The following is a 26,212-nucleotide window of genomic DNA, read 5'->3' on the forward strand; positions in this document are numbered from 1 at the left end:
AAACTTTGCCCAGATTAACCGGCGGGATATTCCGCGCCCGCCGCCCGTTCCACCGGCACCTTAAGCCAAGGGTATGGGAGTGTTTATGTTCAAGTTTTGGATGGCGGGCGTCGCCGCCACGGCGCTGTTCGCCGCGCCGGCGCTGGCGCAGGATAGCTATGCGGCCGATGACGATGTCGCGCCCTTCTCGGGTGCCTATGTCGGCGGCAGCTTCGGCTATGACGTGCAGCCCAACGATGTCGGCTCGCGCCTGCTGTTCGATCGCAACCTAGATGGCCGCTTCGGCGACGTCGTGACCACGGCGGCCGGCGCCAACGCCTTCTCGCCCGGTTTCTGCAACGGTCGCGCGCGCAGCACCATCTCGCCGCAGAACGGCGCGACGGGTTGCGACAACGACAAGGACGGCATCGCCTATTATGGCCGCGTCGGCCTGGACCATCAGGCGGGCAACATCGTGTACGGTGTCGTCGGCGAATTCGGTAAGTCCGAGATTACCGACAGCGTGTCGGGCTTCTCGACCACGCCGGCCTGGTACACCTTCACGCGCAGCATCGACTGGGAAGCCTCGGTCCGTGGTCGCCTGGGCTATGCGGCGAACAAGACGCTGTTCTACGGCACCTTCGGCGGCGGCTATGCCCGCATCAATCGCGAGTTCGCGACCTCGAACGGCGCCAACGCCTTTGCGATCAGCGGCGACCGCAACCAGTTCGGCTTCCTCGGCGGTGGCGGTATCGAGCAGAAGATCGGCCGCAACTTCTCGATCGGCATGGAATATATGTACCACCAGTATCGCGACGACGATACGCGCGTGCGGGTGACGCAAGGGTCGGCCGCGGCGAACAATCCGTTCGTGCTGACGCCCAACACCACCGGCACCGACATTCGTCGGTCGGACGACAAGTTCCGCTGGCACAGCTTGCGCGCGACGGCGGCGTTCCGGTTCTGATCGGACCTGTCGGGGTTCACGCCCCGGTGACGTAAAGGGGGGCGGTTTCCACGGAGGCCGCCCTTTTTCGTTTCGCGGCGCGGCGTGCGCTTCGATTTTGCTCCGTGTGAATGGGTTTGCGGAGCGCGGGGCGTGGCCTTCGACTTCGCTCAGGCTGAACGGAGGTTTGGGCTGCCCCCGAACTCGGCAGGTATTCCCCAAACCCCGTTCAGCCTGAGCGAAGTCGAAGGCCAACGGAATCAGCCAGCCACGAAAAAGCCCGCCGGTCGCGAAACCGGCGGGCTTTTCTCATCGGCCTCGAATCAGCGGACGCGCGGGCCGCCAAAGGGGAGGGGCGGCGGCGGACGGCGGTCGCGGCGGGGCAGCTGCGCCTGATAGGCGTGGCCGCAATGCGCGACGCAATAGGGGAAGCCCGGATTCACCTTATCGCCGCAAAAGTGGAAGTCCGGCTCGCCCGGATGGCCGATCGGCCACTTGCAGATGCGGTCGTTCAGATCGAGCAGCGAGGTCTTGCCCGCGATCTCCGCGCTCGGCTTGGCGGGGACCAGGCGGCGCGGCGGGGCGGGCGAGGGCGGGGGCTGCTGCTCGCCCGGCGATTGGCGCACGAAGCCGCCCGGGCCAACCGAGCGGAGCACCGGCTGCTGCGGTTCGCGCGCCGGCTCGGCGGCGGGTTCGGGCGCCGCTTCGACGGCCGGTTCGGGCTGAACGGGTTCGGGTTCGGGCTCGACGACCGGTGCCGGCGCGACGGGCGCGGGCGCCGGCGTCTCCACGGCGGCCGGCTCATTGGCGCGGACCGGCGACGGGCGCGCCTGCAGGCCCAGGCGATGCGCCTTGCCGATCACGGCGTTGCGGCTGACCCCGCCCAGGGCTTCGGCGATCTGGCTGGCGGTCTGACCCGCTTCCCACATCGTCCGGAGCGTATCGATCCGCTCATCGGTCCACGACATTCGAAACCTTTCCTCACTTCATCATCGCACCGGGTTGCGGGCGGGCACGGCAGCGGTTACGCGCTATTGCGATGAGCAGCCAGCCCCCAATCGGCGAAATCCCGTCCGCTATACGCGCCGCCCCCGGTGAGCCCGTGATCCGGAACATCAACTGGGGCGGCCTTCGAACCCTCTATATCAAGGAGGTGCGCCGGTTCTTCAAGGTGCAGCTCCAGACGATCTGGGCACCGGCGGTCACGACGCTGTTGTATCTGATCATTTTCACCACCGCGCTGGGCGGGCGTCACGCCGTGCCGGTCGCGGGCGCGCAGGTGCCGTTCGCCGATTTCATCGCGCCGGGCCTGATCGTCATGGGCATGATGAACAACGCCTTCGCCAATGCCAGCTTTTCGCTGTTGGTCGGCAAGATTCAGGGCACGATCGTCGATTACCTGATGCCGCCGCTGTCCACCGCCGAGCTGCTGGCCGCGCTGGTCGGCGGTGCGGTGACGCGCGCGGTGCTGGTCGGCGTGACCGTCTGGGTGGCGATGGTCATCTGGCCGGGCGTGCATGTCACCCCCCACGCCTTTTTCGCGGTGCTGTGGTTCGGGCTGCTCGGCTCGATCTTCCTGGCGCTGCTGGGTGTGTTGACCTCGATCTGGGCGGAGAAGTTCGACCATGCCGCCGCGGTCACCAATTTCGTCGTCGTGCCGCTGTCGCTGCTGTCGGGCACCTTCTACTCGGTCGATGGCCTGGCACCGGCGTTCCGCGCGATCAGCCATGCCAACCCGTTCTTCTACGTCATTTCCGGCTTTCGATACGGCTTTCTGGGCCTGGCCGACTCGCCGGTGACGCTGGGCGGGTTCGTGGTTCTCGGCATCGACGTGGTGATGGCCGTCCTCTGCTATGCGCTGCTGCGCAAAGGCTGGAAGCTCAAGAACTGAGGCGGACCGGTTTAACGCGGTCTTTACCGGCCGCGTGATAGCGCATGGCTTCCACTTCAGCAGTGGACTCTCCCTTGTCCGGGTCTTCAGCATGCCCGGTGTCAGGTCCTGAACGGGACCGTCGGCCCCGAACGGGCGTGTCGCGGTCCCGATTTTTTGCCACCGTCACAGGTCTTTAGACGCTCGCCATTGCAAGATGGCGGCAATCGGCGTAGCGGTCGCGCCCATCATGACATCTTCTGCTCCCATGGCGGTCGTGCTCGTTTCGGGCGGGCTGGACTCGATGATTTCCGCTGCTTCGGCCAAGGCCGCCGGCTATCGCGTGCTCGCGTTGTCGGTTGATTACAACCAGCGCCACAAGGTCGAACTTGCCGCCGCCGCGCGAGTCGCTGAGGCACTGGGCGCCGAACGCCACATCGTCCTGCCGCTCGACCTGTCGGCCTTTGGCGGCTCGGCGCTGACCGCCGACATCGATGTGCCCAAGGACGGCGTGCAGCCGGGCATTCCGGTCACCTATGTGCCCGCGCGCAACACGATTTTCCTGAGCCTCGCATTGGGCTGGGCCGAGGCGGCGGGCGCGCGTGACCTGTTCATCGGCGTCAATGCGCTGGACTATTCGGGCTATCCTGACTGCCGGCCGGAGTTCATCGCGGGGTTCGAGAGCCTGGCGGAGATCGCAACCAAGGCGGGTGTCGAGGGGCAGCCGTTCAAGATCCACGCGCCGCTCCAGCACATGACCAAGGCCGATATCGTGCGCGAAGGCACGCGACTGGGCGTCGATATGGGGCTGAGCTGGTCCTGCTACGACCCGACGCCCGAGGGGCTGCATTGCGGCGAATGCGACAGCTGCCGCCTGCGCTCCAAGGGTTTCGAGGAAGCGGGTATCCCCGACCCCACCGCCTATGCGGTCAAGCCGCAGGGCTGATCCGGTGAGCTACGCCGTCAAGGAGATGTTCCTGACGCTCCAGGGCGAGGGCGTGCAGGCCGGGCGGCGCGCGGTGTTCGTGCGCTTCGCCGGCTGCAACCTATGGTCGGGCCGCGAGCAGGACCGGGCGAGCGCGATCTGCCGGTTCTGCGACACCGATTTCGTCGGCGTCGATGGCCTGGGCGGCGGGCGTTTCGCCGATGCGGCCGCGCTGGTCGCGGCGGTCGAGGGGTTCTGGGGCATTGAGCGGGACGAGCGTTTCGTGGTGCTGACCGGGGGCGAGCCGATGCTTCAGGTCGATGATGCGCTGGTCCATGGCTTGCATGCCGCGGGTTTCTTCATCGCGATCGAGAGCAACGGCACGATCGCGGCGCATCCGGGCATCGACTGGGTGTGCATCAGCCCCAAGGCGGGGTCGGAGGTCGTTCAGCGTTCGGGGCAGGAGCTGAAGCTGGTCTGGCCTCAGGCGGGGATCGACCCGGTCGAGGTCGAGGGCTGGGACTTTGCGAACCACCTGCTCCAGCCGCTCGACGACCCTCGGGCGGAGGCGAATCGCGAGGCGTGTATTGCGATGGTCATGGAGCGGCCGCGCTGGCGGTTGACGCTTCAGACGCACAAGATGCTGGGGTTGCGGTAGGGGGCACTTGGTTGGCGTCTGGGCATGCGCTTCGACTTCGGCGCTATGCGCCGAAGTTTATCCTGAGCGGCTGGCTTGCCAGCCAGCCGAAGGGCTCAGCGTGAACGGCTGTTGGAGGTTCAGTCCAAAGCTCCGTTCAGCCTGAGCGAAGTCGAAGGCCACGCCACGCACGCCAACCCAGCGCGGAACGTGCACTTCGACTTCGCTCAGTGCGAACGGGGCGGGGACCTCAGTGAACGAACCGCGCCACCACGTCGCGGTAGCTACGCGACACCTTCACCTGCGCCCCCGATTCGAGCAGCAGGAAGCATTCGCCATTGGTGTGCGGCTTCACCTGCTTGACCAGGTCCAGATTCACGATGGTCGACCGGTGCACCCGCTGGAACCGGCGCGGATCGAGCCGCTTCTCCAGGTCTTTCATCGTCTCGCGCAGGACCAGCGAGTTGTCGCCGGTGTTGATGACCATATAATCGCCCGCCGCCTCGATCATCTCGATCGTGTCGACATCGACGCGGAAGATCTGGCCGCGATCCTTGATGTTGATGAGCTTCTCGAACCGGCTCGACGCGACCTCGCCGCCTTCGTTCAGGTCGGCGACCGCTTCCGGCGCATGTTCGGCGAGCACTTCCTTCAGCTTCTCGACCTCGCCCGCGCCGCGCTTCTCGTTCAGGCGCTGGCGCACGCGGTCCAGCGTGTCGGCGAGCCGCGCCTCCTCGACCGGCTTCATCAAATAATCGACCGCCTGTGCCTCGAACGCGCGGAGAGCATGGTCGGAATAGGCGGTGACGAAGACGAACAGCGGCGGCTCGACCTCCATCAGGCCCTGGATCACCGAAAAGCCGTCGAAACCCGGCATCTGGATGTCGAGGAAGACGAGGTCGGGCTTGTGCGTCTTGATCGCGCGGATCGCCTCGCGCCCGTTCGAGCAGCGCTCGATGATCTCGACGTCGTCGTGCGCCTGGAGCCTGATCTCCAGTCCCTGGATCGCCAGGGGCTCGTCGTCGACGAGGATGGTACGGATGGTCATGCGGCCTCTCTATTCACATTCTCGAGCTGGAACGGGATCTCGATCTCGACCGAGTACCCACCAGCCGGCGCGGAGCGGGATTCGAAACGATGGTCCGGGCCATAAGCCTGGGCCAGTCGTTCGCGGATATTGGACAGTCCGACGCCGGTCGAAACGCTTGAGGAATGACGGGTCTCGTGCAAGCCGGGGCCGGTATCCGATACGGCGATCCGCACCCGTTGCCCGACCAGTCGCACATCGACGCGGATTTCCGCGCCTTCCTCCTGCGGCGTGACGGCGTATTTGATGGCATTCTCGACCAGCGGCTGCAGCAGCAGCGAGGGCAGTCGGGCGCGTTCGGCGCGCGGGTCGATCTCGAAACTCGGGCGCAGGCGATCCTCGAAGCGCATCTTCTCAATTTCGAGATAGAGTTTCAAGGTTTCAACCTCTTGCGCCACGGTCACATGCGCCGTGGGTTCGTTCGCCAGCGTGTAGCGCAGAAAGGCTGACAGCCGGCTTAACATCGCATTGGCCCGCTCGGTCTGCTTGAGCAGCACCAGCGTCGAGATGGAATTGAGCGTGTTGAACAGGAAATGCGGGTTGAGCTGATAACGCAGCATCGCCAGCTGCGCCGAGGAGGCCTGCAATTCCAGCGCGCGCATCTCGTCGATCTGGCTCTCGACGATCAGATAATAGTTGATCGCGAAATAGAGCGCCGACCAGCCCGCCAGCACGACGAAGGTGATGAACAGATTGCCGATCAGCAGCGTGACGGTGACCCCTGGTTGGGTCGTGGTGATGAACGAGAAGGAAAAGGCGTTGAGTGCCGCATAGAGGAACGTCGCCGCCGCCAGCGTCGCCAGCGTCAGGAACACCCCCATGATGCGCGGGATGCGCCGGTAATAGCCGTAGAGCGTCGAGAGCAGCAGGGTGATGCAATAGCCCAGGATCGCCTCGATGATCACGGGGATGATCTTCTCCAGCGAAAAGCCGTTGGAGATGCCGACCACCGAGCGCAGCACCAGATAGCCCGACCAGCCGGCCGCCTGCAGCGTCCAGAAGGCACGCGCCTTGTTCTCGAAAAACGGCCGCACCGACAGGGGATCGGAGGCGGCGGGTGAAGCGGCGGAGGTCGCGACGGGCGAATGCATGGCCATGGCCGGGCGACATCTACACGGCCTGACCGGCAAGGGCAAAGATTGGGGGCGGGGCCAAAAAAGAAGGGCCGCCCTTCCCGAAGGAAGGGCGGCCCCGAATGTCCGTCAGCGGATGCGTCGGCTTAGAAGCTGAAGCGCGCGCCGATGCGGATCGTGTAGAGCGACTGGTTCACGTAAACCTGATCGGTCGGCTTCACGAAGTCGTTGGTGCCACCCAGCGGCGAGTAGCGATACTGGGCGCAAGCCTGCGACGCATTGCCCGCAACCGTGCCGGTCGGCGTGCCACCGGCGGCCGGGGTCGCGTTGCCCGGCGTGGTCAGGCACTGCACCTGAACAACGGCGGCGTTGTAAGGGAAGACGTACTCACGCAGCTGGCCCCACTTGGGGTTCAGGAAGTTGGTGAAGTTCTCGATGTCCGCGAACACCTGCAGCTTCGAGCGCCCGACACCCGTCGGGATTTCCTGCGCGACATGCAGGTCGAGGCGGGTGAACCAGGGCGACCGGAAGGCGTTGCGCGGCGCGACCTTGCCACGATACTTGCCCAGGCCTGACTGATCGATGAAGGCATTGACCTTCTGCGCGAAATCCGCCGAGCTGTATTGGACCAGCGTGTCGTTCACGGTGGGGACGTACATCAGGTAGCGATTGCCACCCGTGCCGGTCGCGGTCGAGCGGCCGGTCGTGCCGAACACGGCCGAACGGTTCGAGCCGAAGTCCTGGAACGTGTAGCTGAACGGGTGACCCGAGCGGGTTTCGCCAAACAGCGCGAACGAGGTCTTGGCGTCGCCGAAGAAGGCGTGGTCGAAGGTGAAGCCGTACTTGAACTGGTGCTTCACCTGATCGTTCGAAATGCCATAGGCGACATTGTTCGGGTCGACGAACGCACCGTTCGAGTAGTTCGAACCGGCGGTCGACGAAGTCGCCGGCGCCTGATCCTTCACATCCTGATAGGTGTAGCTGCCATAGAGGCTGATGCCCGAATCCCACGACTTGTCGAAGCGGGCGACCGCGATCATCGAGCGACCCTTGTCGGTATTGGTCAGAAGGATGTCGCTGTTGGTGTTCGTGCTGGCAGCACCGTCGATCACGTTCTGATAGCGCAGGCGGCCATCCGGGGTGAACGCGATGTTGGCCGCCGCCGCCGGGTTGGCGACCGAGATCGGGATCGAGCGGATGTCGGTGAAGAACACCTGCTGACGAACCTTCGAGTAGAAGAGGTCCGCACCGAAGGTCCAGCCATTGCCCAGCGGGCCGAGATCGGCGGTGTATTCGCCGGTCAGGGTCGCGCGGAACTGCGACGGCATCTTGAAGTTGCGGTCGATCGCGTTGACCGGCGAAGCGGTCGACACCGTAGCGTTGGTCAGCAGCTGGTTGGCCGCGTTCGGGATCGACGTGCCCGTGACACCGTTCAGGATCGCGTTGCCGATGGCGGCATCGGTGGTCGCGCCCGACACGCCGGTCGCGGTCCGATTGATCGAGATCGCGTTGGTCAGGACACCGGTGTTCGAGAAGCTGTTCGACACATAGACGTCGGGGGTGCCGCCGCCGAAAATGCCGGCGCCGCCACGAATGCTGACGCGCGGAGCGGGCTTCCAGTCGAAGCCGAGGCGCGGCTGGAAGAGGTTGAAGCCCGAGATGTTGGTGATGTTGCCGCCGACCGACTTGATCTGGCCGTTGACATAGGCACCGTTGATGTAGCGTGACAGATACGGGCCGCTGGCGGCCGGATTGTCGTGCTGACCGAACAGGTCATAGCGCATGCCGTAGCTGACGTTGAACGTGTCGGAGATCCGCCACGTGTCCATCACGCCGAAGGTGTAGCTCTGATACTTGAAGTTCGCGGCCGCATCATTGGGATTGAGCGACGGAACGGCATTGCCATAGCCGAACGAGCTCGCACGGCGGTTCTGGAAGTCCTGGATCGAGTCGAAATAATAGTTGCCCGAGGTGTTCTGAAGGAAGGCGTTGAACACGTCGACGAACTGGATTTCGGTGAACAGCCGGACGTCGTGGTTGTTCATGGTCAGGCGCGCCTGGACGAGGCCACCCCAGGTCTGGGTACGCAGGTCGTTCGTTTGACGCGAGCTGTCCGGACCGAACGATACCACGGCATCGGTGCCGGTTTCGCTCGCCGAGCTACGCTCACAGCCCAGCGGCGAGACGGTCGGATTGATCGAGCTGACGACGCTGTTGGTCGGATTGGTGCAGACGCGGAACTGCGCGAAGCCACGACCCAGCAGCGGCTGTTGGATGCGCTTGTAGTTCTTATAGAAACCGCGAATTTCGGTCGAGAACGTATCCGACCAGTCGCTGTTCAGCTGGGCCACGCCGGTGTGCAGGCGGTTGCCCTGGATATAGGCGTTGGACGCCAGGCCCAGGCCGGGGCTGCCCGTCGTGATCGACGCGAAGCTGTTGTTCAGCAGGTTGATGGCGTCGTTGGCATAGGTGTAGGTCAACGACAGGCGCTGCGTGTCCGCCAGATTGGCGTCGATGCGCGCGACCAGGCGATCGTCCTTGTCGCCCAGGTTCCGCTGCACGCCGCCGGTGTCGTAATTATAGATGCTCTTGGCGATCTGTGAGACCTGATCGACCTGCGCCTGGGTCAGGTTGGGAATCGCGGTGCCCGAATTATTGTCGATCGGCCCCTCGGCGATCGGGCGGCCGCCACGCAGGCGCTCGCCCGCGACCATGAAGAACAGCTTGTCCTTGATGATCGGGCCGGCCAGCTCGGCACCGTAATTCTCGATCTTGAAATCGGGGATCTGCGCACGGCCGGTCGTGATGCCCGGGCCTTCCTTGGTGCGCTTGCCGACCAGGCTGTCATTGGTCTGCGAGTAGAAACCGGTGCCGTGGAAGCTGTTGGTGCCCGACTTCAGGATGATGTTGATCGCCCCGCCCTGGAAGTTGCCTTCGCGGACGTCATAGGGAGCGACCTTCGCCTGGAACTGGCCGATCGCGTCCAAGGGGATCGGCGAGCGGCGGCTGGGCAGGCCGTCGGTGTTCAGACCGAAATTGTCGGTGATCGGCACGCCGTCCACCGAGAAGCGATTGTAACGGGCGTTCTGACCCGCGAACGAGATGGCGCGGCCGCCCGTGGGGCTGTCGTCGAGGCGCGCGAACGGATCGCGGCGCGACAGGTCGCGGATGTCGCGGTTGACCGTGGCGATGTTGGCGATCTGCGTCGCGTTCAGGACGGTTGCCGGACCCTGGCTGACCGAGCGTGCGTTGGGCAGGCGCGAGGCGGTGACGACGACTTCGCCGGCGCCCGCGACATCGGCCGTGGTCAGCTCGATCGGCAGCTCGAACGACTGGGCGACGACCGTGTTGATGTCGGTGACCTGCGCCGAGTTATACCCATCGGCGGTGACGGCAACGGTGTAGGGACCGCCGGGTAGCAGGCCGGTGGCCTGGAAGGTGCCGCGCGTATCGGTGGTAGCGCGGCTGACCGAGCCGTTCGCGGTGTTGGTGATGGTCACCTGCGCGCCGACGACGGGGGCACTGTTGGCGGTCACCGAACCACGGATGGTCGACGTCGTCTCCTGCGCGGACACCGCCGCCGGAATCGCGAGCGCGACGACCGCCGCACTCAGGAAGAGAGTATTTCGCATATAAGGTCCCCTTTTCGCGCAGGCGCGCGGTCCGACCGTTATTCGGTTCGGTTGAGCGGCCCCCTGCGGTACGAACATTGCCATTATGTGACAAAATTCATTCGCGCGACAGGGGGCGTTCACTCCGTGGCGGGGCGTTGCAGATTGGCAACGGTCGGCGGGGGCGGCCGTCGTGCATGTCGCTTGAATTGCTGTGATTTTCTCGAAGGCCGCCGCGCCCCTTGTCCTTCCTCAGCTCGCGGCGACCAGCGCGTTCCAGGCGGCCTCGTCGATCACCGGAATGCCCAGGTCCTGCGCCTTTTTCAGCTTGGACCCCGCGCCCGGCCCAGCGATGACCAGGTCGGTCTTGGCCGATACCGAACCCGATACGCGCGCGCCCAGCGCCTCCGCCTGCGCCTTGGCCTCGTCGCGCGACAGGGTTTCGAGCGTGCCGGTGAAGACCAGAGTCTTGCCGGTGACGTCCGATTCGCGGGTCTGGTGGACGACGTCCGCCGGCGTCACCTCGGACAGCAGGTCGTCGACGACCGCGCGGTTATGCTCCTCGGCGAAGAAGTCGAGCAGCGCGTCGGCGACCTCGGGGCCGATCTGGGGCGTGTCGATCGCGGCGACGATCGCGCGCTGGCGGCGCAGTTCGTATTTGCGCTCCGGCTCGCCCAGCGCGGGCACCGTATCGGCACGAACCTGCAATGCGGCGTCGATCATCGCGCGGAAGCCGGCCATCGAGACGAATCGGCGCGCCAGGTCGCGCGCGGTGATCTCACCGACATGGCGGATGCCCAGCGCGAAGAGGAAGCGGTCGAGCGATATGTCGCGCCGCGCGTCGATCGCCGCCAGCAGCTTGTCGACCACCAGTTCGGACATGCGCTCGCGCTGGATCAGCGCCTCGCGATGCTGATGCAGACGGAAGATGTCGGCAGGCGAGGCGATCAGGCCGTCGCGGAAGAAATCCTCGATACGGACCAGGCCGAGGCCGGTGATGTCGAACGCATGGCGCGACACGAAATGGATCAGCCGCTCGACCCGCTGCGCCGGGCAGATCAAGCCGCCAGTGCAGCGGATGACGACCTCGCCCTCCTCGCGTGTCGCGAGACTGCCGCATTCGGGGCAGTGGTCGGGAAAGACGAAGGGCGCGCGTTCGGTGTCGCGGGTCAGGTTCTCGACGATCTGCGGGATGACGTCGCCGGCGCGTTGCAGGACGACGCGGTCGCCCGGGCGAACGCCCAGCCGCTCGATCTCGTCCGCATTGTGCAGCGTGGCGTTGGTCACGACGACGCCGCCGACGGTCACCGCCTCCAGCCGCGCGACCGGGGTCAGCGCGCCGGTGCGGCCGACCTGGATGTCGATCCGCTCGAGCGTGGTCTGCGCGCGCTCGGCCGGGAATTTGTGCGCGATCGCCCAGCGCGGCGTGCGCCCGACGATGCCGAGCCGCGCCTGCCAGTCGAGCCGGTCGACCTTGTAGACGACGCCGTCGATGTCGAAGGGCAGGTCGGCCCGCTGCGCCTCGATCGCACGATAGATGGCGAGCGCGGCACCGGCATCGGGCACGCGGGCGAAGGCGTCGGCGATGGGGAAGCCCCAGCGACGCCACGTCTCCACCATGTCGAACTGCGTCTCGACCGGAACCTCGCTGGCCTCGCCCCAGCCATGCGCCAGGAAGCGCAAGGGGCGGCCGGCGGTGATCGCGGTGTTCTTCTGGCGCAGCGAGCCGGCGGCGGCGTTGCGCGGATTGGCGAACTGGCGCGCTTCCTTGCCGGTCTCCGCCGCCTCCTGGGCGAGGCGGGCGTTGAGCGCGGTGAAGTCGGCCTTGCTCATATAGACCTCGCCGCGCACCTCGAACACGCCGGGCGCGGGGATGGTCTGCGGAATGTCGGCGATGGTACGGACATTCTCGGTCACGTCCTCACCGATCGCGCCGTCGCCGCGTGTCAGCGCCTGGACCAGCCGGCCGTCGACATAGCGCAGCGAACAGGACAGGCCGTCAATCTTGGGCTCGGCGGTCAGGACGACGGGTTCGTCGTCGGGTAGCTTCAGATAGCGGCGGACGCGGCCGACAAAGTCCTCGACCTCCTCGTCGCTGAACGCGTTGTCGAGGCTGGTCATCGGCCGGGCGTGCGGCACCTTGGCCAGATGCGCGGCCGGGGCGGCGCCGACCTGTCGGTTGGGCGAGTCGCTGCGGACCAGATGCGGAAAGGCAGCCTCGATCGCATTGTTGCGGCGGACCAGCGCGTCATAGTCCGCGTCCGAAATCTCGGGCGCGTCCTCGGTATGGTAGAGCCGGTTATGATGCGCGATCTCGCGGGCGAGCGCCTCCAGATCGGCGGCGGCTTCGAGATCGGTTTGCGGCAAGGCGGGGAGGGCAGTCACGCCGCCTGTGCTAGTCCAGCATTCGCCAAGGGATCAAGCCGCAGCGGACGCGGCCGACACCGGTTCAGCCGATCGGCGCCGGGCGCGGGTCGCCCTGGTCACCGGCACCCGCCATCCCGTCATGGCCGTTCGCGACCAGCCAGGCACAGGCCTGTTCGATATGAATGCCGACCATCGGCAGGTTCAGCTTGTCGGCCAGCGACAGGCAGGATCGCAACTCCGCCGTCAGCATGGTCACGTCCCTCGTGTCATCAATCGCGGCGGATTTGAGCGGAGACACAGGCATTCGGCGCTTCCAGCATGACCGTCAGGACCATCTGACGATCGTCGTATACCATTATTTTCTCAGCTATAAAATAGCATTCGGCCGTGCAACTCAGGCGGTCTCGATCAGCCGGTCCGCCTGCGCGCGCGCCTCGTCGGTAATGGTCGCGCCCGACAGCATGCGCGCGATCTCCTCGCGCCGCTCATCCGCCGCCAGCGCGCGGACGCCGGTGCGGGTGACGGTGCCTTCATGGCTCTTGGCGATCAGCAGATGTGCGGCGCCGCGCGCGGCGACCTGCGGGCTATGGGTGACGACCAGCAACTGCGTGCGCTGCGCCAGCCGGTGGAGCCGGTCGCCGATCGCCGAGGCGACCGCGCCGCCGACGCCGCGATCGATCTCGTCGAAGATCATCGTCGATGCGCCGCCTTCCTCAGCCAGCGCGACCTTCAGCGCGAGGATGAAGCGCGACAATTCGCCGCCGCTGGCGATCTTCATCAGCGGGGCGAAGGGGGCGCCGGGATTGGTGGAGATCTCGAACTCGACCCGATCCTTGCCCGCCACCGACCAGCCCGATTGTTCGACCGGCACGACCATGGTGCGGAAGCGCGCCGCGTCGAGCCTCAGGGGCGCGAGTTCGCTCTTCACCGCCTGATCGAGTCGTTCGGCGGCGGCCGAACGCGCCTTCGATACGGTGGCGGCGGCCTTGTCATAGGCGGCGCGGGCGGTGGCGACCGCCGCCTCCAGCCGACCGATGCCTTCCTCGCCGGCATCGAGCCGCTCGAGTCGCCCGCGCAACTGCTCGGTCAGGTCGGCCAGATCATCGGGCTGGACACGATGCTTGCGGGCCATGCCGCGCAGCTCGAACAGTCGCGCCTCGTCGTCCTCCAGCGCGCGTGGATCATAGGCGAGTTCGCGCTGCGCCTCGATCAGCCGCTCCTCGGCCAGCGACGCCTCGATCACCGCGCGGTCGATGGCGGCCAGCGCCTCGCCCAATATGGGGTGGTCCTCGCCGATTCGCTCCAGCACGCGGGCGGCCTGGCGCAGGCCCGCCAGCGCGCCATCCGACCCTTGGAGATGCTCCTCGATCGCGCCCAGTTCGCCCGCGATCTTCTCGGAACGCTGCATGGAGCGGCGGCGATCGGCCAGCGCCTCTTCCTCGCCGGGTTCGGGGGCGAGCTTGGTCAGCTCGGCAACCGCATGTTCCAACCATTCGCGATCGCGCGCCGCTGCCTCGATCTCGTCGCGGGCGGTGGTCAGCGCTGTCTCGGCCTCGCGCAGGCGGGCCCAGGCGGCGGCGACCGCCTGATTGTCGATTCGGCCGAAACTGTCGAGCATCGCCCGGTGGCCGCGCGGGTTCAGCAGGCCGCGATCGTCATGCTGGCCGTGGATCTCGACCAGGAACGGCGCGATCTCACGCAGCAGCGCGGCGGAGGCGGGCTGGCTGTTCACGAAGCCACGGCTGCCGCCATCGGCCTTGACCTGACGTCGGACGATCAGCGGTTCGCCCGGTTCGATCTCGATGCCGGCCTCGTCCAGAATGGCGGCCAGTCGGCTGTCGGGGGCGGGCGCCTCGAAGCTGGCGGTGACGACCGCCTGGGCCGAGCCGTGGCGGACCAGCCCGCTATCGCCGCGTCCGCCCAGCGCCAAGCCCAGCGCGTCGAGCAGGATCGATTTGCCCGCGCCGGTCTCACCCGTCAGGACACCCAGGCCCCGGCCGAAATCCAGGTCGAGCGCCTCGATCAGCACGACATCGCGAATGGACAATGCGGTCAGCATGGCGGGCGATATAAAGCCAAACGCCGCGCGATGTTATCCCCCCGATGCGAAAATGATCCCGATTTGTTCGGGAGCATTCATCCATTCCTCCCCTGTAAGGGGAGGTGGCAGGCCGAAGGCCTGACGGAGGGGTGTCCCGCTTGGAGAGGAAACCCTGATCTCACGACCGAGGACACCCCTCCACCAGCTTCGCTGGTCCCCCTCCCCTTGCAGGGGAGGATAGGCGAAAGCTCAGCCCGTGGGTGCGCTGTTGTTGCCGGTCGGGGTCGGACGGCCCGGCGCCGCGGCACTGGGGGTGACGGTGCCGCCGCTGCCCGGCAGGCCGATATTGACCGACCCCGGCGTACCTGTCGGCACCACGGGCTGGCCCGGCTGGATCGCGGGGATCGGCTGCACCGGGTTCTCGCCCATCAGCTTATAGGCGCGGTTGTACCAGTCGGTGCCCGGATAATTGGCGCCCAGCACGGCGGCCGAGCGCTGCGCCTCTTCGCGCACACCCAGCGCCAGATAGGTCTCGGTCAGCCGCATCAGCGCCTCGGGCGTGTGGCTGGTCGTCTGGTACTTGTCGATGACGGTGCGGAACCGCATCGAGGCCGCCAGCCACTGGTGACGATCCTCATAGAATCGGCCGATCTCCATCTCCTTGCCGGCCAGGTGATCGTTGACCAGATCGACCTTCAACCGCGCATCGGCGGCATAGCGGGTGTTGGGATAACGGCGCATCAGCTCGCCCAGCGCGTCGAGCGCCTGGCGGGTGATCTTCTGGTCGCGGGTGACGTCCTGGATCTGCTCGTAATAGCCGAGCGCGATCAGATAATAGGCGTAAGGCGCATCGCGATTGCCGGGATGGACCGCCAGGAAGCGCTGCGCCGACTGGATCGACTGGGTATATTCGCGACCCAGATAATAGCTGAAGGCGCTCATCAGCTGCGCACGGCGCGCCCAGATCGAATAGGGGTGCTGACGCTCGACCTCGTCGAACAGCAGCGCAGCCTCCTTGTACCGGTGCTGGTCCAGCCGCGTCTTGGCGGCGGTGTACAGCGTGCCCACGTCGCGCGCGACATAGGGCAGGTCGGTGCGGGTACGGTCGCGGGCGCAACCCGCGATCGGAAGGGCCAGAGCGGCGATCAGCGCCAGCGACAGCGCACGGGAACGGGGGTTACGCATCGCGCATGTCCTTAGCGCAGCCGGAGGGCGGGGAACAGTCCCCGCGCGCATCGTCGCGCGGTGGGACACGACAGACCGCTTGAACCCCGCCGGGGCACGCGGCATGGGACGCGCGAACGGGCGGAACGGCCCAACCCCCGGACGGTTGAACCGTCGCCCGAACGAAGAGCCCGAACGAAAAGGTTGTCGCCCATGCCCGCCACGCTGCTCCATACCCATCGCGTCGAAAAGCCCTGGGGCCGTCACACCCTGTATCCGGGGTTCGAGGATGCCCCCGCCGACGGTGCGCCGATCGGCGAGGTGTGGTTCCAGGAACCGGGCGACACCTCGCCCGACCTGCTGATCAAATATCTGTTCACCAGCGAGAAGCTGTCGGTGCAGGTCCATCCCGACGATGAACAGGCGCAGGCGCGGGGCCTGCCGCGTGGCAAGGACGAATGCTGGACGATCCTGACCGCCGAGCCCGATTCGACCATCGCGCTCGGCCCCAAGGCGCCGATGACCAAGGAGCAGCTGCGCGCCGACGCGCTGGACGGGTCGGTCGAGGACGATCTCGACTGGGTGCCGGTGAAGGAAGGCGATTTCTATTACGCGCCGTCGGGCACGATCCACGCGATCGGTGCCGGCCTGACCGTGATCGAGGTGCAGCAGAATAGCGAGACGACCTATCGCCTCTATGACTATGGCAGCGACCGCGAGCTGCATCTGGAGGACGGCGTCGATGTCGCGCATCTGACCCCGTACCAGCCGATCGTGTCGCCGGGGCCGGCGGGCGAGGGGCGCGACATTCTGGTCGAGGGCCCGAAATTCGTCCTCGAGCGCTGGGCGGCGGGCGATCATGCGGTGGCCCTGCCCGAGGGGCGGACGGCCTGGCTGATCCCGATCACCGGCAGCGGTTCGGTCGCGGGCGTGGACTTCAAGGCGGGCCAGTGCCTGACGGTCACGGGTGCCGAGACGGTGCATCTGTCGTCGGACGGCGACGCGCTGTTCGCCTATGCGGGCACGCAGCGGCTTTGATCCCCTTACATCCTCCCCTGTAAGGGGAGGTGGCAGGCCGAAGGCCTGACGGAGGGGTGTCCCGGCCGGTTGGCAAAGACCTTTCTCGCCACCGGTGACACCCCTCCACCATGCTCCGCATGGTCCCCCTCCCCTTGCAGGGGAGGAAAGACTCAGTGTCGATCCCCCTTTAGAAATATCCCGGCACTTCCCGCTGGGCGGGTGAAGGGGCCAGCGGCTGGACCAGCTTGCGCGGGCCGGCCTCCACCGATTGGGCGCTGGCGCTCGAGGCGCTGATCGGCGTGCAGCTCTTGCCCTGCAGGAAGTCGAGCGCGGCGCGGGTCGAGGCTTCCTGCGGATCGCCCATGCGCCGCGTCAGGTCGTCGCCCGCGCGGCAGCTCGCCGGCACGGTGCTGGCCAGACCGTTATAATAATCGCCCTGGCGGTTGGCGTTCTGTACCGCAAGCGCGATGACGCGCAGGCGATCGTCGCACTCGCTCTTGTCCAGTCCGATCTGCCCCACCGGCTTGCCATAGGTGTTCGCGCCGATCAGGCCCGACCGCGCGCCGAGATAGGGCAGGGTGCGGTTGAGCACGAGCTCGCTGGCCGAGGCGGTGCCGCCGGTGCCGATAAAGGCGAGGCGGGTCGGCACGATCGATTCGGGCTGGGGCGCGAAGAAGGTGGTGGTGTTGTTCGACGCCTTGCTGGCGCGGAAGGCGGTATAGCCCATCACGTCCGAGGTCTGGCGATCGCCGCCCAGCAGGTTGTTGAACAGGTCCGCGATGCTCAGGCGGCCACCGCCATTATAGCGGAAATCGACGATGACCTGATTGATGCCCTGCTGCTTGAAGGTCGAGAAGGCGGCGCGCAGCTGCGGATCGGCGGCGTCGATGAAGGTGCGCAGGTTGATATAGCCATAGCGCTGGCCATTCTCGGTGATGACCTGCGTGCCGTAATTGGGCGAGACGGGTTGCAGGTTGAACTGTGCCTTGGTCAGGGTGACGGTGCGGACATTGCCGGCCGTATCGGCGACGCGTAGCGCTCGCGCCGTGCCGACCGTATCCGGCCCCAGGGCGTTGGAGATGCCGTTATTGGGATCGGCGCGAACGATGTCCTGGATCGAGCGGATGTTGCTGGTCGAGGTGCCGATGCCCTGGATCTCGGTGCCGCGATCGATCCCGGCGGCCAGCGCCGCGCCGCCCTCGAACGATTCGGCGATCATCAGCTTGGTCTGGCTCGAATCACTGGTCAGGCGGAAGCCGAAGCCGGCATCGGCGCCGGTCGCGTTGAACGCTTCCTCTTCCTTGATCGAGGTGATGTAGGTGAAATAGCGATCCTTGCGCTGCGACCGTGCGACGGCGGTCAGCGCGTCGATATAGTCGCTGACGCTCGAATAGGGGCTGGGGTCCAGGCTGGCGGGCAGCGTCTCGGGGAAGAGATACCATTCGTTCAACTGCGCCGCGACCCAGTTCTGGCGGGCGCGCAGCGAACAGCCGTCGATCGAACCGCCGCTGGTGCCCGTACCGGTGCCGCCGTTATTGGCCACGACCTGGCCGCCATCGCCGCCGCCGCACCCGGCCAGCGTCGCCGCCAGCGCCAGCACCGTACCCAGCCGTCCGAATCGCACCATCATGTCCCCCATCACAAGATACAGGCTGGATAGCCCATCGGCGTGACTGTGTCAGGCGCGATATTGCACGGTGATGAACGGATGATAACTTGAACCGCGATCGACTAATCTTTGTCTCGCAAGTGTTGGCGCAATTTAGTCCAGAGTGGTGGTGCCGCCCGAAAAAGCGGTGCAAATGAGCCGCGCCTTGTGGCGGAGAGGTCGGTATAAGGCGTCATGCTGCACGTCCTGACCCTGTCCAGCCTGTTCCCCGATGCGACCCGGCCCAATTTCGGGGTCTTCGTCGAACGACAGACGGCGGCGCTGTCGGCACGGCCGGGGGTGGCGGTGCGCGTCGTCGCGCCGATCGGCTTGCCGATCTGGCCGCTGGCGCGGGCGGGGCGCTTCCGCGTACAGGCCGCCCTGCCGCTGCGGGAGACGTGGCATGGTCTGGACGTGTCGCGGCCGCGCTTCGTCACGCTGCCGGGGACGGGCGGGCGGTTCCATGTCGCCGCGCTCGTCCGCGCGCTGGCGCCGGTGCTCGACGCCTTATGGGCCGAGCAGCGTTTCGATGTGATCGACGCCTCCTTCTTCTTCCCCGACGGCCCCGCCGCCGTCGCGCTGGGACGGCGTTACGGGGTGCCGGTGTCGATCAAGGCGCGCGGGGCCGACATCCATCACTGGGGCCACGCGCCCGCCACCCGTGCGCAGGTTGCCCGGGCGGCGCGTGCGGCGAACGGACTGCTGGCGGTCAGCGACGCCATGGCCGATGACGTCGCCGCATTGGGCGTCGCGCGCCAGCATGTCCGGGTGCATCATACCGGCGTCGACCAGGCGCGATTCCAGCCGATCGACCGCATCGAGGCCAAGCGGGTGCTGGGTGTCGCGGGGCCGCTGGTCCTGTCGCTGGGCGCGCTGATCCCGCGCAAAGGGCACGGCGTCGTCATCGACGCGGTGGCGCGGCTGCCCGGCGTGACGCTGATGATCGTGGGCGAGGGGGCCGAGCGTGACGCGCTGGCGGCGCGGGCGCGGCGGCTGGGCATCGCCGATCGCGTGCGGCTGGTCGGCGGGGTGCCGCATCATGACCTGCCCGCGCTGCTCGGCGCGGCCGATGTCATGGCGCTGGCGTCGGTGTCCGAAGGGCTGGCCAATGCCTGGGTCGAGGCGCTGGCCTGCGGCACGCCGATCGTCATCACGCCGGCGGGCGGAGCGCGCGATGTCGTGACCAGTCGCGCGGCGGGGCGGATCGCCAGCGCCGATGCGGGCGCGTTCGCGGCGGCGATCGGCGAGGTGTTGGCTCAGGCGCCCGATCCCTGGACGGTGCGCGCGGCGGTGCGCGATTTCACCTGGCCGGCCAATGCGGCGGCGCTGCACTCGCATCTGGCCGAACTGGTCGGGCGGCGGAACGACTCCGCCCCCCGATAACGCGTCAGGCGGCGTCGAGCGGGTAGAGCGCGGCGACGATCTTGCGCCCCTCGCTGCGCAGCACACCCCAGGCGCGGGCGGCGGCGCGGCTGTCCATCGCCTCGACGCCCAGGCCCGCCGCTTCCATGGCCGCGCGGAACGCCGCCGGCGGGCGGCGCAACTCGGCACCGGTGCCCAGCAACAGGAACTCGGGCGCTTCGTCGATCAACGCCTGGACCGAGGCGGTATCAAGCGCGTCGAACGCCGGCGGGCTCCACGGCTCATGCCAGTCGGGCGACAGGAGCAGCGCCGGATAGGCGATCTCCCCGACCCGGTAACCGTTCGCGGCGAAGCCACGGACGATCGGGCCGGGTGCGGTGGGATCGCGGGTGATGCGGATCGAGTCGCTCATGCGTGCCGCTTACCCCTCACGCGGGGTGATGCGCTCGGCGTCGGCGATGGTCCGCTTGTCGGTGGTGCCCGGCTTCTCGCGGTTCGGCTCGGCGCGCAGGCCCAGCGAGATGAGCAGCGAGGACGAGACGTAGATCGACGAATAGGTGCCGACCACGATGCCCAGGATCATCGCGGCGGTGAAGCCGCGCAGCACATGGCCGCCCAGCAGCAGCAGCGCGACCAGCGCCAGCAGGATCGTGACCGAGGTCATGACCGTGCGCGGCAGCGTCTCGTTGACCGACAGGTTGATGATCTCGCGCATGTCCATCTTGCGATAGCGGCGCATATTCTCGCGGATGCGGTCGTCGATGACGATCTTGTCATTGATCGAATAGCCGATGATGGTCAGGAACGCCGCGATGATCGTCAGGTCCAGTTCGAACTGGGTGATCGCGAAGAAGCCCAGCGTGACGAGCAGATCGTGGACGATGGCGACGATGGTCGACACGCCGAACTGCCATTCGAAGCGGAAGATGGCGAACAGGCCGATGCCCAGGATCGCCAGCACGACCGCCAGCACGCCGTGCTTGATCAACTCGTTCGACACCTTGCCCGACACCGTGTCGTAACGGCTGAAGGTGGCGCCGGGGAATTGCTGGCCCAGCGCGGTCTCGACCTTGCGGACGACGGCGTTGGTCGCGCCTTCGTCCTTCGACTCCGGCAGGGGCAGGCGGATGCTGATGGTGCGGCCGTCGCCGACCGTCTGGATGCTGGCTTCGCCCACGCCCAGGCCATCGACGACTGAGCGGACGCGGTCGGCCGAGGGCGGGGTGGGAAACTTCTCTTCGATCATCAGGCCGCCGACAAAGTCGACGCCCAGATTGAGGCCCTTGGCGAACGTCACGCCGACCGCGAGCACGGTCAGCAACAGGGTCAGCCCGAACGCCCAGCCGCGCAGGCGGACGAAATCGATGTTCGTATTGTCGGGGACGAGTTTCAGGAGGCGCATGATCTGTTCTCCTGCCTCAAATATTGATGGTCTTGGGCTTTTCGCGGCGCAACCACAGCGCCACGAGCATCCGCGTGAAGGTAACGGCGGTGAACACGCTGGTCACGATGCCGATCAGCAGCACGACCGCGAAGCCCTTCACCGGGCCCGAGCCGAGCACGAGCATGATGACGCCCGAGATCGCGTGCGTGACGTTCGCCTCGAAGATCGTCCGGCTGGCCTCCTTATAGCCCAGCTCGACCGACTGGACGACGCTGCGCCCGCGTCGTCGCTCTTCGCGGATACGCTCGTTGATCAGCACGTTGGCGTCGACGGCGGTGCCGATCGTCAGGATGAAGCCCGCGATGCCCGGCAAGGTCAGCGTGGCGTTCAGCATCGCCATGACCGCCAGGATGACCAGCACGTTGATGACGACCGCGATGTTCGCATAGATGCCGAACCGGCCATAGGTGACGGTCATGAACACGATCACCGCGACCGCCGCAATCGCCGAGGCCAGGATGCCCTTGCGGATCGAGTCGGCACCCAGATCGGGGCCGACGGTGCGTTCCTCGACGACCTTCAGATCGACCGGCAGCTTGCCCGAGCGCAGCGAGATCGCCAGCTGGTTGGCGCTGTCGACGGTGAAGTTGCCGCTGATCGAGGCGCGACCGCCCAGGATCGGTTCGTTGATGTTGGGGGCCGACAGCACCTGACCATCGAGGATGATGGCGAAGGGCTTGCCGGTATTTTCCTGCGTGATCCGCGCGAACTTGCGGCCGCCCTGCGCGTCGAAGGTGATCGCCACCTCCGGCGCGTTCGTCTGTTGATTGAACTGCTGCTGCGCGTCGATCAGCTGGTCGCCCGAGATGATGACGGGGCGCTTCACCGCGATCACCGGCGCACCCAGCGGATTGCCGGGATAGGGCAGGACCTGGCTGCCCGCAGGCGCATTGCCCTTGACCACCTCGGCCGGATTGGCGGTGGTGTCGACCAGCTTGAATTCCAGCTTGGCGGTCTTGCCGATCAGGTCCTTGAGCTGCTGCGGGTCCTGAAGGCCCGGCACCTGCACGACGATGCGGTTGCTGCCCTGCTGGAGGATCGTCGGTTCCTTGGTGCCCAGCGCGTCGATACGCCGCCGGACGACTTCGGTCGCGGTCTTCATCGCGGTGTCGACCGCCTGGTTCAGGCCCGCCTGGGTCGGCTTCAGCACGAAGCGCGAGGTGTCGACGACCTGGATGTCCCATTCGCGCTGGCCGCTCATGCCCGCACCGCCGCCGGTGATGGTCAGCAGCCGCTCGCGCGCCGCATCGACCTGCGAGGGGTCGCGCAGCATGAAGCTGAGCTGGCCGTTGCGCACCGAGATGTCACCGATGTCGATCCGCGGATTGCCGCGCCGCATCTCGGCCGCGACCTGATCGCGCATCGTTTCCAGCCGCGTGTTGGCGAGGTCGGCGGTGTCCGCCTCCAGCAGCAGATAGCTGCCGCCCGCCAGGTCGAGGCCCTTGTTCACGCGGGGATGCGGAATCGAACCCCAGCTGTTGGTGACGCTTTCGGGCAGAAAGCTCGGGACCGCCAGCAGGCACAGGGCGGCCAGCAGGGCGATGATGGAAGCGACCTTCCAGCGGGGGAAATCCAGCATCGTGAGGTCAGTCGTTCGCGGGTTTGGCGTTGGGGTTCACCACGTCGGTCAGCGTCGCCTTGACCACGCGGACGCGGACGTTCGGGGCGATCTCGACCTCGACCAGCTGGTCCTCGACGCGGGTCACCTTGCCGACGATGCCGCCCGCCGTGGTGACCTGATCGCCCTTTTTGACCGCCTCGATCGACGCCTGCAGCGTCTTCATGCGGCGCTGTTGCGGGCGGATCATCAGGAAATAGAAGACGACGAAGACGAGGAGCAGCGGCGCGAGGCTGAGGAACGAGGCGGCGCCACTCGATGCGGCGGCGCCGGAGGCGGCGGCCATCACGGCGACTGGGGCGGTGAAGGGAATGAACATTCGGACCCGTCTATGCTGAATGGGCACGGGTACCCGCCGATGCGCGAACGATCGACCAGCCCCCATGTCGGATAGCCTGCCCGCTACCATCGCAGGCGGACAGGCGCAATGGAGAGGCCGATGTGGTGTCGCCATCATCGCAACATCAAGGCTTGCATCCCGGATAAAACCCGCCTAGAGGCCGCCGCTCGGTCGGGGCGTAGCGCAGCCTGGTAGCGCATCACACTGGGGGTGTGGGGGTCGCAGGTTCGAATCCTGTCGCCCCGACCAATCTTCTACTGACATCGGTGGATGACGATGAAGCGGGCGAAAGCCCGCTTTTTTCGTTTTTGGCGTATATCTCTCGCCGGAGAGCAGGATTAGAGTTGCAAGGCTTGGCACCTGACTGGCTGAAATGCTCAATGTAAATGTCTGCTTTGGGTGATGGGGTGGACGCCCCCCGACGGCATCGATGTGCCAGAGTGGAGGTGTTGATCACCACTGAGGGAGGCGTCCGTGTCAGAGGCTACCACGATCGGGCTGGATATCGCTAAGCATGTTTTCCACGCGCATGGCGCTGACGAGCGCGGCGGGCAGGTGTTCAGCCGCAGGTTGAGCCGCGGCAAGCTGCTCGATTTCTTCATGGCCCATCCTCGCTGCGTGGTCGCGCTGGAGGCCTGTGGCGGGGCGCACCACTGGGCCCGCGAGTTGCGCGCGATGGGGCACGAGGTTCGGCTGATCCCGCCCGCGTACGTGAAGCCGTTTGTGAAGCGGCACAAGAACGATGCGGTGGATGCCGAGGCGATCTGCGAGGCGGCGCAGCGGCCGAACATGCGGTTCGTGGCGGTGAAGACCGAGGAGCAGCAAGCCGCAGCGCTGGTTTTTCGAACGCGCGACCTGGCGGTGAAACAGCGCACCCAAATCGGTAACGCGCTCCGCAGTCATCTCGCGGAATACGGCTGGGTTGCACCCAAGGGAGCGGCGCACCTAGCGATGCTGGCGGATCTGCTCGACGACGGTGGGGAGATTGGCGAAACGCTGCCCGAGGCTGCACGACCGATGTTCGCGATGATGGTCGACATGCTTGCCGGTCTCGATGAGCGGATCGCCGCCTTGGATAAGGAGATTACGCGCCGGGCTCGCGAGGATAAGGTGGCCCGACGGCTGATGACTATCCCGGGTGTCGGACCGATCACGGCGACGGCCATTGCCGCGATAGCGCCTCCAGCCGAGACCTTCGCTAAGGGCCGCGACTTCGCCGCCTGGCTGGGCCTGGTGCCGAAGCAGGCATCGACCGGCGGCAAGCAGAAGCTGGGCGCGATCTCGCGAATGGGGGAGCGAACGCTGCGGCGCCTGCTCATCATCGGGGCGAGCGCGGTCGTGCTCCAGGCGAGCAAGCGCGGTGCGCCGGCCGGCTCATGGCTCGAGGGCATGCTGGCCAGGAAGCCACGCATGCTGGTCACGGTCGCGCTCGCTAACAAGATGGCCCGTACCGTCTGGGCGTTGCTGGTCAGGCAAGAGGATTACAGAGCTCCGGTCGCAGTCGCGGCGTAAGCCGAGGCGGGCCAGAGGCGTCGGAGGGCGCAGTCGGTCGAAGGAGGGTATGGCGCAACAGTCGGCGAGACGGGGTCGGAAGAACCAGAGCTTTCCACCGTGCCACGAGCACGCTTTTGGTGATGTGGTTCCGGTCCGCGAACTCCCATACGGGCCAGCAGCTCATCGCTGCATCACAGGCCGGACAGATGGCAGCATCCGACTATGCATCAGAACTTCCAAATACCGCTTGCAACCGAAGGGGCGTCCACAGATGGAAAGCGGACAGGCAGCTTTCCGCATGCCAGGAGTCCCGCGACTACAAGTCGCCCCGAGTGATCGCGACTCCTATAACGATCGCCCCAACCGCCAAGATGGTCACTTGCGCCCAATAAAGCGGTGCGTTCTCAGTGCGATGGACTGCCGCGCCGTAAACACCGATGTATCCCCGCATAAGGGCAAACGTCAGCAAACCAGCCACAAATATGAGAAGCAGAATGGGGAACACGCTAGGTCGATACCTCAAGCCGCAGCGTCTATAAATGGGCGAAACGCGTCGTTCCTACCGCACCGTCATCCCCGCCGCCGCGATCTGCGAAAGCAAATTCGCCCGCACCGCATCGGACACCGGCGGCAAGGGCCGCGCGGCCTTGCCGTGGCGCAGGCGTTCGCGATCCTTTTCGTCCGGCTCGACCCGACGCACTCGCACCGCCGCCTTGCCGACCGCGCGCAGGCCGAGCTGTTCCGCCGCGCCGCGGGACAGGTCGATGATCCGCGACGATCCCGCGAATGGGCCGCGATCGTTGACCCGCACGATGATCCGCCGCCCGGTATCCAGCGCCGTCACCTCGACATAGCTGGGCAGCGGCAACGTCGTATGCGCCGCCGTGGCCCAACCGGGGCGGAAGCGTTCGCCGTTCGCGGTGCGCTTGCCCGATTCGCTGCCATACCAGCTGGCATAGCCGAGCATGTCGTAGGTCATGTCCTCGGCGGGGACATAGGTGACGCCGCGTACCGTATAGGGTTTGCCGATCCGCACCGGCGTGTCGCTGACCGGTCGGTAATGGCCGCCGGCGCAGGCCGCGACCAGGCAGGCCGCCGCCGGTGTCCAGCGGCGCCCCCAGAGAGGCCATCGTCTCACATCCACCATGATGCGGGGCTTAAGCCGCGCGCCGGACGGGATAAAGCGGTTTGCGCCTCCATCCACCGCAGACTATCCCCGTGCCGACCGGCCGGGGCTTTCAGCTCCATCGCCGGCCAATCGCATCGGTGCCCCTCGGGGCTTGAAACGGGAATATGGTGCAAAGCCATAGCTGTCCCTGCAACTGTAAGCGGTGAGCGCGTGATGCCGGTTCCTGCGAGAGGGGACAGCCACTGGAGTTATCCGGGAAGGCCGCATGACGGAACGCTTCGACCCGCGAGCCAGGAGACCTGCCGATGCGAGTCGCTCTTGCCGCGATCCAGGGGATGGTCATGGCCGGGATATATTGTATCATTTGAGCGACGCCGTCCGGCCGACCCGAATCGCAAGACCCTGCTAGGCGTGCGCCCGTCTGGCAGGAGCGGGGCGGCCTTTCGTCGCCATGGCG

General features: G+C 66.5%; 21 protein-coding genes, 1 tRNA gene and 1 riboswitch. Of the genes, 8 read left to right on the top strand and 14 right to left on the bottom strand.

Translation table 11 applies throughout. The features are described 5' to 3' along the window. Positions 1-85 precede the first annotated feature (85 nt). Positions 86-946, top strand: coding sequence for an outer membrane protein (locus ACQHGV_RS02380; protein ID WP_440979289.1), 861 nt, complete (start codon positions 86-88; stop codon positions 944-946). Between the two features lie 302 nt (positions 947-1,248). On the opposite strand, the gene ACQHGV_RS02385 is transcribed toward ACQHGV_RS02380, so the two are convergent. Beyond that, a complete protein-coding gene (locus tag ACQHGV_RS02385) occupies positions 1,249-1,893 on the bottom strand; it encodes a GcrA family cell cycle regulator (RefSeq protein ID WP_440979290.1) in 645 nt (214 codons plus the stop codon). A gap of 71 nt (positions 1,894-1,964) precedes the next feature. On the opposite strand from ACQHGV_RS02385, the gene ACQHGV_RS02390 reads away from it, so the two are divergent. From ACQHGV_RS02390 to queE, 3 genes are all read left to right on the top strand, one after another. Beyond that, positions 1,965-2,816 (top strand): ABC transporter permease, encoded by an 852-nt coding sequence (locus tag ACQHGV_RS02390; RefSeq protein ID WP_183952797.1) that lies wholly within the window; start codon positions 1,965-1,967, stop codon positions 2,814-2,816. A 196-nt stretch (positions 2,817-3,012) separates the two neighbouring features. Further along, the gene (queC, locus tag ACQHGV_RS02395) at positions 3,013-3,741 is read left to right on the top strand and encodes a 7-cyano-7-deazaguanine synthase QueC (protein ID WP_276207986.1); all 729 of its coding nucleotides are present in this window, start codon (positions 3,013-3,015) and stop codon (positions 3,739-3,741) included. 4 nt (positions 3,742-3,745) lie between these two features. Beyond that, on the top strand, positions 3,746-4,378 hold the full coding sequence (gene queE / locus ACQHGV_RS02400; RefSeq protein WP_440979291.1) for a 7-carboxy-7-deazaguanine synthase: 633 nt from the start codon (positions 3,746-3,748) through the stop codon (positions 4,376-4,378). Between the two features lie 229 nt (positions 4,379-4,607). Here the strand turns inward: queE and ACQHGV_RS02405 are convergent, their stop codons facing one another. The 7 genes from ACQHGV_RS02405 to ACQHGV_RS02435 form a co-directional block, all read right to left on the bottom strand. Continuing rightward, entirely contained in the window at positions 4,608-5,405 is a 798-nt protein-coding gene (locus ACQHGV_RS02405; protein WP_007406732.1) for a LytR/AlgR family response regulator transcription factor, read from the bottom strand. Next, a complete protein-coding gene (locus tag ACQHGV_RS02410) occupies positions 5,402-6,535 on the bottom strand; it encodes a sensor histidine kinase (RefSeq protein ID WP_440980112.1) in 1,134 nt (377 codons plus the stop codon). Before ACQHGV_RS02410 ends, ACQHGV_RS02405 begins: the two co-directional genes overlap by 4 nt. Before the next feature lie 128 nt (positions 6,536-6,663). Next, positions 6,664-10,149 carry a TonB-dependent receptor gene (locus ACQHGV_RS02415; protein ID WP_440979292.1) on the bottom strand — a complete coding sequence of 1,162 codons (3,486 nt, stop codon included), beginning with the start codon at positions 10,147-10,149 and terminating at the stop codon, positions 6,664-6,666. Positions 10,150-10,380: 231 nt separating this feature from the next. Continuing rightward, entirely contained in the window at positions 10,381-12,513 is a 2,133-nt protein-coding gene (ligA, locus tag ACQHGV_RS02420) for an NAD-dependent DNA ligase LigA (RefSeq protein ID WP_440979293.1), read from the bottom strand. Positions 12,514-12,577: 64 nt separating this feature from the next. After that, entirely contained in the window at positions 12,578-12,751 is a 174-nt protein-coding gene (locus ACQHGV_RS02425; RefSeq protein ID WP_440979294.1) for a hypothetical protein, read from the bottom strand. 138 nt (positions 12,752-12,889) lie between these two features. Next, positions 12,890-14,554, bottom strand: a complete 1,665-nt coding sequence (gene recN / locus ACQHGV_RS02430) for a DNA repair protein RecN (RefSeq protein ID WP_440979295.1) — start codon at positions 14,552-14,554, stop codon at positions 12,890-12,892. Positions 14,555-14,785: 231 nt separating this feature from the next. Next, positions 14,786-15,721: an outer membrane protein assembly factor BamD gene (locus ACQHGV_RS02435; RefSeq protein ID WP_440979296.1), complete on the bottom strand. Its 936-nt coding sequence runs from the start codon at positions 15,719-15,721 to the stop codon at positions 14,786-14,788. Between the two features lie 192 nt (positions 15,722-15,913). On the opposite strand from ACQHGV_RS02435, the gene ACQHGV_RS02440 reads away from it, so the two are divergent. Then, positions 15,914-16,738 carry a phosphoheptose isomerase gene (locus ACQHGV_RS02440; RefSeq protein WP_440979297.1) on the top strand — a complete coding sequence of 275 codons (825 nt, stop codon included), beginning with the start codon at positions 15,914-15,916 and terminating at the stop codon, positions 16,736-16,738. A 169-nt stretch (positions 16,739-16,907) separates the two neighbouring features. On the opposite strand, the gene ACQHGV_RS02445 is transcribed toward ACQHGV_RS02440, so the two are convergent. After that, a complete protein-coding gene (locus tag ACQHGV_RS02445) occupies positions 16,908-18,347 on the bottom strand; it encodes a S41 family peptidase (RefSeq protein WP_440980113.1) in 1,440 nt (479 codons plus the stop codon). A gap of 216 nt (positions 18,348-18,563) precedes the next feature. Between ACQHGV_RS02445 and ACQHGV_RS02450 the strand changes: the two genes are divergently transcribed. Further along, complete coding sequence (locus ACQHGV_RS02450; protein ID WP_440979298.1) at positions 18,564-19,751, top strand: glycosyltransferase; 1,188 nt, start codon at positions 18,564-18,566, stop codon at positions 19,749-19,751. Between the two features lie 4 nt (positions 19,752-19,755). Here the strand turns inward: ACQHGV_RS02450 and ACQHGV_RS02455 are convergent, their stop codons facing one another. The 4 genes from ACQHGV_RS02455 to yajC are packed head-to-tail and all read right to left on the bottom strand — an operon-like array spanning position 19,756 to position 23,111. Further along, on the bottom strand, positions 19,756-20,142 hold the full coding sequence (locus ACQHGV_RS02455) for an Mth938-like domain-containing protein (RefSeq protein WP_183952658.1): 387 nt from the start codon (positions 20,140-20,142) through the stop codon (positions 19,756-19,758). Positions 20,143-20,151: 9 nt separating this feature from the next. Beyond that, complete coding sequence (gene secF / locus ACQHGV_RS02460; protein ID WP_183952659.1) at positions 20,152-21,132, bottom strand: protein translocase subunit SecF; 981 nt, start codon at positions 21,130-21,132, stop codon at positions 20,152-20,154. Positions 21,133-21,148: 16 nt separating this feature from the next. Continuing rightward, positions 21,149-22,753, bottom strand: a complete 1,605-nt coding sequence (gene secD, locus ACQHGV_RS02465) for a protein translocase subunit SecD (RefSeq protein ID WP_183952660.1) — start codon at positions 22,751-22,753, stop codon at positions 21,149-21,151. Between the two features lie 7 nt (positions 22,754-22,760). Beyond that, positions 22,761-23,111: a preprotein translocase subunit YajC gene (gene yajC, locus ACQHGV_RS02470; protein ID WP_183952661.1), complete on the bottom strand. Its 351-nt coding sequence runs from the start codon at positions 23,109-23,111 to the stop codon at positions 22,761-22,763. Between the two features lie 193 nt (positions 23,112-23,304). Here yajC and ACQHGV_RS02475 point away from each other — a divergent pair. Both ACQHGV_RS02475 and ACQHGV_RS02480 read left to right on the top strand, forming a co-directional pair. Continuing rightward, positions 23,305-23,381: transfer RNA gene (locus ACQHGV_RS02475), tRNA-Pro, on the top strand. Between the two features lie 225 nt (positions 23,382-23,606). After that, a complete protein-coding gene (locus ACQHGV_RS02480; RefSeq protein ID WP_440978909.1) occupies positions 23,607-24,644 on the top strand; it encodes an IS110 family transposase in 1,038 nt (345 codons plus the stop codon). Positions 24,645-25,185: 541 nt separating this feature from the next. Here the strand turns inward: ACQHGV_RS02480 and ACQHGV_RS02485 are convergent. After that, the gene (locus tag ACQHGV_RS02485) at positions 25,186-25,764 is read right to left on the bottom strand and encodes a septal ring lytic transglycosylase RlpA family protein (protein WP_440979299.1); all 579 of its coding nucleotides are present in this window, start codon (positions 25,762-25,764) and stop codon (positions 25,186-25,188) included. Between the two features lie 109 nt (positions 25,765-25,873). Continuing rightward, a riboswitch (cobalamin riboswitch) is annotated at positions 25,874-26,076 on the top strand. The last annotated feature ends 136 nt before the right edge of the window (positions 26,077-26,212 follow it).

Source organism: Sphingomonas pseudosanguinis (assembly GCF_052056765.1).
Lineage (GTDB): Bacteria > Pseudomonadota > Alphaproteobacteria > Sphingomonadales > Sphingomonadaceae > Sphingomonas > Sphingomonas pseudosanguinis.

Bases quoted from the DNA above. Each gene is read 5' to 3' on its own strand.
- ACQHGV_RS02390 (WP_183952797.1), top strand. From the start codon at position 1,965: ATGAGCAGCCAGCCCCCAATCGGCGAAATCCCGTCCGCTATACGCGCC.
- queC (WP_276207986.1), top strand. From the start codon at position 3,013: ATGGCGGCAATCGGCGTAGCGGTCGCGCCCATCATGACATCTTCTGCT.
- ACQHGV_RS02380 (WP_440979289.1), top strand. From the start codon at position 86: ATGTTCAAGTTTTGGATGGCGGGCGTCGCCGCCACGGCGCTGTTCGCC.
- ACQHGV_RS02405 (WP_007406732.1), bottom strand. From the start codon at position 5,405: ATGACCATCCGTACCATCCTCGTCGACGACGAGCCCCTGGCGATCCAG.
- ACQHGV_RS02410 (WP_440980112.1), bottom strand. From the start codon at position 6,535: ATGCATTCGCCCGTCGCGACCTCCGCCGCTTCACCCGCCGCCTCCGAT.
- ACQHGV_RS02440 (WP_440979297.1), top strand. From the start codon at position 15,914: ATGCCCGCCACGCTGCTCCATACCCATCGCGTCGAAAAGCCCTGGGGC.
- ACQHGV_RS02415 (WP_440979292.1), bottom strand. From the start codon at position 10,149: ATGCGAAATACTCTCTTCCTGAGTGCGGCGGTCGTCGCGCTCGCGATT.
- yajC (WP_183952661.1), bottom strand. From the start codon at position 23,111: ATGTTCATTCCCTTCACCGCCCCAGTCGCCGTGATGGCCGCCGCCTCC.
- ACQHGV_RS02435 (WP_440979296.1), bottom strand. From the start codon at position 15,721: ATGCGTAACCCCCGTTCCCGTGCGCTGTCGCTGGCGCTGATCGCCGCT.
- recN (WP_440979295.1), bottom strand. From the start codon at position 14,554: ATGCTGACCGCATTGTCCATTCGCGATGTCGTGCTGATCGAGGCGCTC.
- ACQHGV_RS02445 (WP_440980113.1), bottom strand. From the start codon at position 18,347: ATGGTGCGATTCGGACGGCTGGGTACGGTGCTGGCGCTGGCGGCGACG.
- secF (WP_183952659.1), bottom strand. From the start codon at position 21,132: ATGCGCCTCCTGAAACTCGTCCCCGACAATACGAACATCGATTTCGTC.
- ACQHGV_RS02385 (WP_440979290.1), bottom strand. From the start codon at position 1,893: ATGTCGTGGACCGATGAGCGGATCGATACGCTCCGGACGATGTGGGAA.
- ACQHGV_RS02455 (WP_183952658.1), bottom strand. From the start codon at position 20,142: ATGAGCGACTCGATCCGCATCACCCGCGATCCCACCGCACCCGGCCCG.
- secD (WP_183952660.1), bottom strand. From the start codon at position 22,753: ATGCTGGATTTCCCCCGCTGGAAGGTCGCTTCCATCATCGCCCTGCTG.
- ACQHGV_RS02450 (WP_440979298.1), top strand. From the start codon at position 18,564: ATGCTGCACGTCCTGACCCTGTCCAGCCTGTTCCCCGATGCGACCCGG.